Origin of the sequence: Streptococcus sp. SS4, from assembly GCF_030440125.1 — a bacterium.
Lineage (GTDB): Bacteria > Bacillota > Bacilli > Lactobacillales > Streptococcaceae > Streptococcus.
Genome location: NZ_JAQFJM010000008.1, coordinates 158,261 through 164,260, shown reverse-complemented (window position 1 = coordinate 164,260; position 6,000 = coordinate 158,261). Strand labels below are relative to the sequence as shown.

The 6,000-nt window shown below is 40.4% G+C and carries 7 protein-coding genes; 3 read left to right on the top strand and 4 right to left on the bottom strand.

Annotated features, from left to right (window positions below; all coding sequences use genetic code 11):
- From PCY16_RS08540 to PCY16_RS08525, 4 genes are all read right to left on the bottom strand, one after another.
- Positions 1 to 463 (bottom strand): amino acid ABC transporter permease (locus PCY16_RS08540; protein WP_301354529.1); only part of this gene is annotated, 463 nt, incomplete at its 3' end.
- A gap of 11 nt (positions 464 to 474) precedes the next feature.
- A complete protein-coding gene (locus tag PCY16_RS08535) occupies positions 475 to 1,173 on the bottom strand; it encodes an amino acid ABC transporter permease (protein ID WP_084871397.1) in 699 nt (232 codons plus the stop codon).
- Positions 1,174 to 1,190: 17 nt separating this feature from the next.
- Positions 1,191 to 2,024 (bottom strand): transporter substrate-binding domain-containing protein, encoded by an 834-nt coding sequence (locus PCY16_RS08530; RefSeq protein ID WP_198463941.1) that lies wholly within the window; start codon positions 2,022 to 2,024, stop codon positions 1,191 to 1,193.
- Positions 2,025 to 2,033: 9 nt separating this feature from the next.
- Positions 2,034 to 2,801 carry an amino acid ABC transporter ATP-binding protein gene (locus tag PCY16_RS08525; RefSeq protein WP_301354528.1) on the bottom strand — a complete coding sequence of 256 codons (768 nt, stop codon included), beginning with the start codon at positions 2,799 to 2,801 and terminating at the stop codon, positions 2,034 to 2,036.
- Between the two features lie 285 nt (positions 2,802 to 3,086).
- Here PCY16_RS08525 and yycF point away from each other — a divergent pair, with 285 nt between their 5' ends.
- The 3 genes from yycF to PCY16_RS08510 are packed head-to-tail and all read left to right on the top strand — an operon-like array spanning position 3,087 to position 5,945.
- On the top strand, positions 3,087 to 3,794 hold the full coding sequence (gene yycF, locus PCY16_RS08520; RefSeq protein ID WP_037600497.1) for a response regulator YycF: 708 nt from the start codon (positions 3,087 to 3,089) through the stop codon (positions 3,792 to 3,794).
- On the top strand, positions 3,787 to 5,127 hold the full coding sequence (gene vicK / locus PCY16_RS08515) for a cell wall metabolism sensor histidine kinase VicK (RefSeq protein WP_195414129.1): 1,341 nt from the start codon (positions 3,787 to 3,789) through the stop codon (positions 5,125 to 5,127). The genes yycF and vicK overlap by 8 nt, the downstream gene beginning before the upstream one ends.
- A 5-nt stretch (positions 5,128 to 5,132) precedes the next feature.
- Positions 5,133 to 5,945: an MBL fold metallo-hydrolase gene (locus PCY16_RS08510; protein WP_037600654.1), complete on the top strand. Its 813-nt coding sequence runs from the start codon at positions 5,133 to 5,135 to the stop codon at positions 5,943 to 5,945.
- Positions 5,946 to 6,000: the final 55 nt, after the last annotated feature.

The following is a 6,000-nucleotide window of genomic DNA, read 5'->3' as shown; positions in this document are numbered from 1 at the left end:
AAGAAGTATCCTTGATAACCGTTACGAATTGAGAAATGATAGATGGTAACATCTTACGAATAGCTTGTGGGAAGATGATGTAAATAAAGATTTGTCTGTTGTTAAACCCTTGAGACAAGCCGGCTTCCGTTTGGCCATGGTCGATAGAGTTCAGCCCCCCACGAATGATTTCCGCCAAGGCAGCTGAGGTGAAGACCGTGAAAGAGGTAATTCCTGCCGCCGTAGACTTGAGTTGGAAGACCAAGAAGATAATGAAAATCCAAAGCAAGTTAGGAACGTTACGAACGAACTCAACGTAGATAGAAGCCATCCAACGAAGAATAGGATTCTTTCCGTTACGCATAACTGCCAGAATAGTTCCGAACAAGGTAGACAGCACAATGATGAAGAAAGACAAGTAAAGGGTCGTCCACATCCCTTGTGCCAAGAATTTAAGGTTAGTAGCTGATAAAACTTCTGACATAGTGAACCTCCTTAGTAAGCTTTCTTATTCTCTTCTTCTTTACGACGTGCCCAAGTAGCTAGAGGGAAACACATGATAAAGTAGAGGAAGGCAGCCCCAGCGAAGGCCGGCACATAGTTAGTGGTATCATAAGCCCAAGACTTAGCAGTGAACATGATATCAGCCCCAGAAATAATGGCAACTGTAGAAGTGTTCTTAATCAAGTTAACCACTTGGTTGGTCAATGGCGGCAAGATAGTACGGACTGCTTGAGGCAAGATGATGATACGCATAGTATCAGCGTAGGTGAATCCTTGAGACAAAGCCGCTTCGGTTTGACCTTTAGGAACCGCCTCGATACCTGTACGAATAATTTCAGAGATATAGGCTCCTGTGTAGACCCCCACACAAAGGATAGCCGTCAATGAAATTGGAATCATGACATGGCCATCAGTCAAGATTGAAATCCCATAGAAGACGACCACGAATTGGACAAGCAAGGGTGTGTTCTGGAAGATTTCGACATAAACACGTGAAATACCGCGAAGAACCTTGTTGTGAGTAGAGCTCATAGCCCCAAAGATGAGCCCAAGAAGAAGGGCAACAATCAAGGCACCAATCGAAATGCCAAGGGTATAGAAGAAACCTTTGGCAAATTGTCCAAAGTTAGCGAAGAAAGCAGCCCAACGTTCAAGAGCGAAAGGACTAGCCGTTTCAGTTAAAAGATACATAAATTCAGGACTCCTTTCTATTTATCTTCAGCTTTAGCTGGTTTCAAGTGATACTTATCGTAGAGCTTTTGAAGGCTACCATCTTTTTGCCATTTAGCCAACAAATCATTGGTATAATCAATCAACTCTTGGTTAGACTTGCTTGAAGCAATACCGTATTCTTGTGTTTTGAAACCTTCATCAAGAATTTTGGTTTTATCACTTTCGTAACCTGATAGGATTGATTTATCACCAGCAAAGGCGTCAATACGGTATGCATAGAGTGATACAGCTAACTCAGGATAAGATCCGAGTTGGACATAATTGAACTTAAGGTTATTAGCTGAAGCGTACTCTTCAACAGCGGCTTTGGCAGATGACCCTTGAGACACTCCAATAGTTTTACCGTTAAGGTCAGAAAGTTTCTTATAGCCAGATTTGGTTTGAACGAGGAAACCGATTTGGTCATAGTAGTAAGGGTTTGACATGGCATATGAAGCTTTACGCTCATCTGTAATGGTATAAGTAGCGATAAGCATGTCAATAGTCCCATTATCCATAAGGGCCTCCCGAGTTTGAGGGGTAACCGCTGTAAAATTCACCTTAACCTTAAGTTCTTTGGCAATCTTCTTAGCGAGGTCAATTTCCATACCTTGATAGGTATTGGTTTTGGCTGAGTAGTAACCAAAGTTTGGGACATCCTGTTTGACACCAACATTTAGAGTCCCTTTTTTGACAATTTTTTGAATTGTAGCATTATTGAGTAGTTTACTGCTTTCATCAGCTTGACTACTTTTAGTGTTCCAGAGGAGAACTGCTACAAATGCTAAAGCAGAGATAGCTAAAATGCGACTAAGTTTTTTGATTAACATAAGCCCTCCTTAGGCATCCACTTGGACACGATCAGAGTTGTGGTCGATAATCTTAGAAAGGAATTGAACAGCACGAGGTTCAGTTGGATTGTCAAAGAAACCATCCACATCCGTAGTATCCACAAGAACCTGACCTTCAGCCATGAAAATGATACGGTCCGCCACACTGCGGGCAAAGCCCATTTCGTGGGTAACAACTACCATGTTCATGCCACCTTTGGCAAGGTTCTGCATAACCGCCAGTACGTCACCGATAGTCTCTGGGTCAAGGGCTGACGTTGGCTCATCAAAGAGCAAGAGCTCAGGATTCATGGCAAGACCACGGGCAATAGCGATACGTTGTTTTTGTCCACCAGAAAGCATACCAGGGTATGAATCTTTCTTGTCCCACATGTTAACGTAACGAAGGAATTTTTCAGCAGTCTTTTCAGCTTCCGCCTTACTGATTCCGAGAACCTTGATAGGTGCCAAAGTGACATTTTCAAGAACAGTTTTGTGAGGGTAGAGGTTAAAGTGCTGGAATACCATCCCTGCTTCCTTACGAAGCTCAACCAAATCCTTGGCAGAAGCTTCCGTAACATTATGTCCGTTAACGATAAGCGTACCGTTATCAATTGATTCCAAGGCGTTGATTGTACGGATAAGGGTAGATTTCCCAGACCCAGAAGGTCCCAAGAGAACCACAACTTGTCCTTTTTCAATTTCTAGATTGATGTCACGAAGTGCATGATAATCTCCGTAGAATTTATTAACATTTTTAAATTCGATAAGTGCCATAAGAGCCTCCTAAAATTTTACATTAATATATGTAATAACAAGAGTGTATTTTACTATATATGTAGGAAAATGTCAAAAATGTTTGAAAATTCAATCATAAGGTTCGTTTTTTAACCGATTACATATAGCAAAGGTATCTCAAAAAACAAGGAAAGCTTGTATATTAGCTCAATATCTATAGTAGAAACTTGGTCCTTAACCTATTTTTTGGTATAATATGTTTGATACGTAAAGTTTTCTACTTTACAAAATTGAATGACTTAAGAAAACCGATGAGGTGTTTATATGAAAAAAATTCTTGTTGTTGATGATGAAAGACCAATTTCGGATATCATCAAGTTTAATCTGACTAAAGAAGGTTATGAAGTGGTTACGGCCTTTGATGGTCGTGAAGCATTGGAGCAGTTTGAAGCTGAAAAACCAGACTTGGTCATCCTGGACTTGATGCTGCCTGAACTAGATGGTTTAGAAGTTGCTAAGGAAATTCGAAAGACAAATCATACACCAATTATCATGCTTTCAGCTAAGGATAGCGAGTTTGATAAGGTTATCGGGCTAGAAATTGGGGCAGATGACTATGTGACGAAACCATTTTCTAATCGTGAATTGTTGGCACGTATCAAAGCTCACTTGCGTCGTACAGAGACTATTGAAACAGCAGCAGAAGAAAGCTCTAACTCAGGCAAGCAGGAGATTTCAATTGGTGAGTTGATTATTGTTCCAGATGCATTTGTTGCTAAAAAACGTGGAAATGAAGTCGAACTCACACACCGTGAATTTGAGTTGCTTTTCCATTTGGCAACTCATATGGGACAAGTGATGACGCGTGAACATTTGCTTGAAACTGTTTGGGGTTATGACTATTTTGGTGATGTTCGTACGGTTGACGTAACCATTCGTCGTCTCCGTGAAAAAATTGAAGACACACCTAGTCGTCCTGAATATATTTTGACGCGTCGTGGTGTTGGTTATTATATGAAGAATTATGACTAGTATTGGCTTAAACATCACAAGCTTTGAACTAGCCTTACTCTTTACGCTCCTTTTTGTGGCTTTCTACTTTATTTTTCTTGCTTATCGTGATTACCGACGAGTCAAAAATATTCGAAAGTTGACCAAGAGAGTCAAGTCCCTAATGGCAGGTAACTATAATGAGGAGTTACGCTTAAAGGGTGATCCAGAGCTTTTAGAGCTAGCTGACAGCTTGAATGATTTATCGGACGTTTTTCGTTTGACGCATGAAAATCTAGCCCAGGAAAAAAACCGCTTATCATCAGTCCTCTCTTATATGAGTGATGGAGTCATTGCGACTAATCGACGTGGTCAAATTACCATGATTAATAGCACAGCTCAGCGTTTGTTGAATCTAGATTTTGAAACAGCGACACAGATGTCCATTTTAGATTTATTAGATGGCGAAAATCCCTATACTTATAATGAATTGTTATCTAAGACTCCTGAGATTCATTTGTCTCGTCGAGATGCCAACGATGAGTTTGTGACCCTACGCGTTAACTTTGCCCTTATTCGTAAAGAATCTGGTTTTGTCTCAGGTCTGGTTGCCGTCCTTCACGATGCCACTGAGCAGGAAAAAGAAGAGCGGGAACGCCGACTCTTTGTATCAAACGTTAGTCATGAGTTGCGTACACCTTTGACTTCTGTAAAATCTTATCTGGAGGCACTTGATGATGGTGCTCTTGACGAAGAGATTGCCCCTAACTTTATCAAAGTTTCTTTGGATGAGACCAATCGTATGATGCGAATGATTTCTGACCTCTTGGCACTGTCTCGTATTGACAATAAGAGTACCCAGCTTGACGTTGAAATGACTAATTTCACGGCCTTCATGACCTATATATTGAATCGTTTCGATCAGATTAAGAGTCAAGAAACCAATACAGATAAAACTTACGAAATTATTCGAGATTATCCGGTAAACTCGATTTGGGTGGAGATTGATACAGATAAGATGACCCAGGTCGTGGATAATATCCTTAATAATGCTATCAAGTATTCGCCTGATGGTGGTAAGATTACAGTGTCTATGAAGACAACTGATTCACAGTTGATTGTTTCTATTTCTGACCAAGGTTTGGGTATTCCTAAGAAGGATTTGCCGTTAATTTTTGACCGTTTTTACCGTGTTGATAAGGCCAGAAGTCGTGCTCAGGGTGGAACTGGTCTTGGCTTGTCCATTGCAAAAGAAATTATTAAGCAACATAAGGGCTTTATTTGGGCTAAGAGTGAGTATGGTAAGGGTTCAACTTTTACAATTGTGCTTCCATATGACAAGGATGCCATGATGGTTGATGAATGGGAGATGTAGTAGAAATGACCTCAGATTTAGGGTTTAAATATAGTATTTTGGCTTCAGGGTCAACTGGTAATTCCTTTTATTTGGAGACTCCAGAAAAGAAGATTCTTGTGGACGCTGGTTTGTCTGGTAAGAAAATCACAAGTTTGCTAGCTGAAATCGATCGTGATCCGAGTGATCTGGATGCTATCTTAGTTACTCATGAACACAAGGATCACATCCATGGTGTAGGCGTTTTAGCTCGTAAATATGGCATGGATATCTACGCCAATGAGAAAACCTGGCAAATTATGGATAGTAAAAATATGCTTGGCAAGATTGATAATAGCCAGAAACATGTTTTTTCTCGTGACAAGCTTCTGACCTTTGGAGACATTGATATTGAGTCTTTTGGAGTTAGTCACGATGCTATTGATCCACAGTTCTATCGCTTTATGAAGGATGGAAAAAGTTTTGTAATGCTGACGGATACGGGTTATGTTTCTGATCGCATGGCAGGTATTATTGAGAATGCTGATGGCTATTTGATTGAGTCCAATCATGATATTGAAATCCTCAGAGCAGGTTCATATCCTTGGTCAACTAAGCAACGTATCCTCTCTGATCAAGGTCACTTATGTAATGAAGATGGAGCGGATGCTATGATTCGTACCATAGGTAACAAAACTAAAAAGATCTACTTGGGTCACCTTTCTAAAGAAAATAATATCAAGGAGTTGGCCCACATGACGATGGAAAATCAGCTGGCACGTGCTGACTTTGGTGTTGGAACAGACTTTAAAGTTTATGATACCTCACCAGACACAGCGACACCACTGACAGATATTTAAAACATAGCAAAAGAGCTACACTAATGCGTTTAGTGCAGCTTTTTAAAAGGAAAGT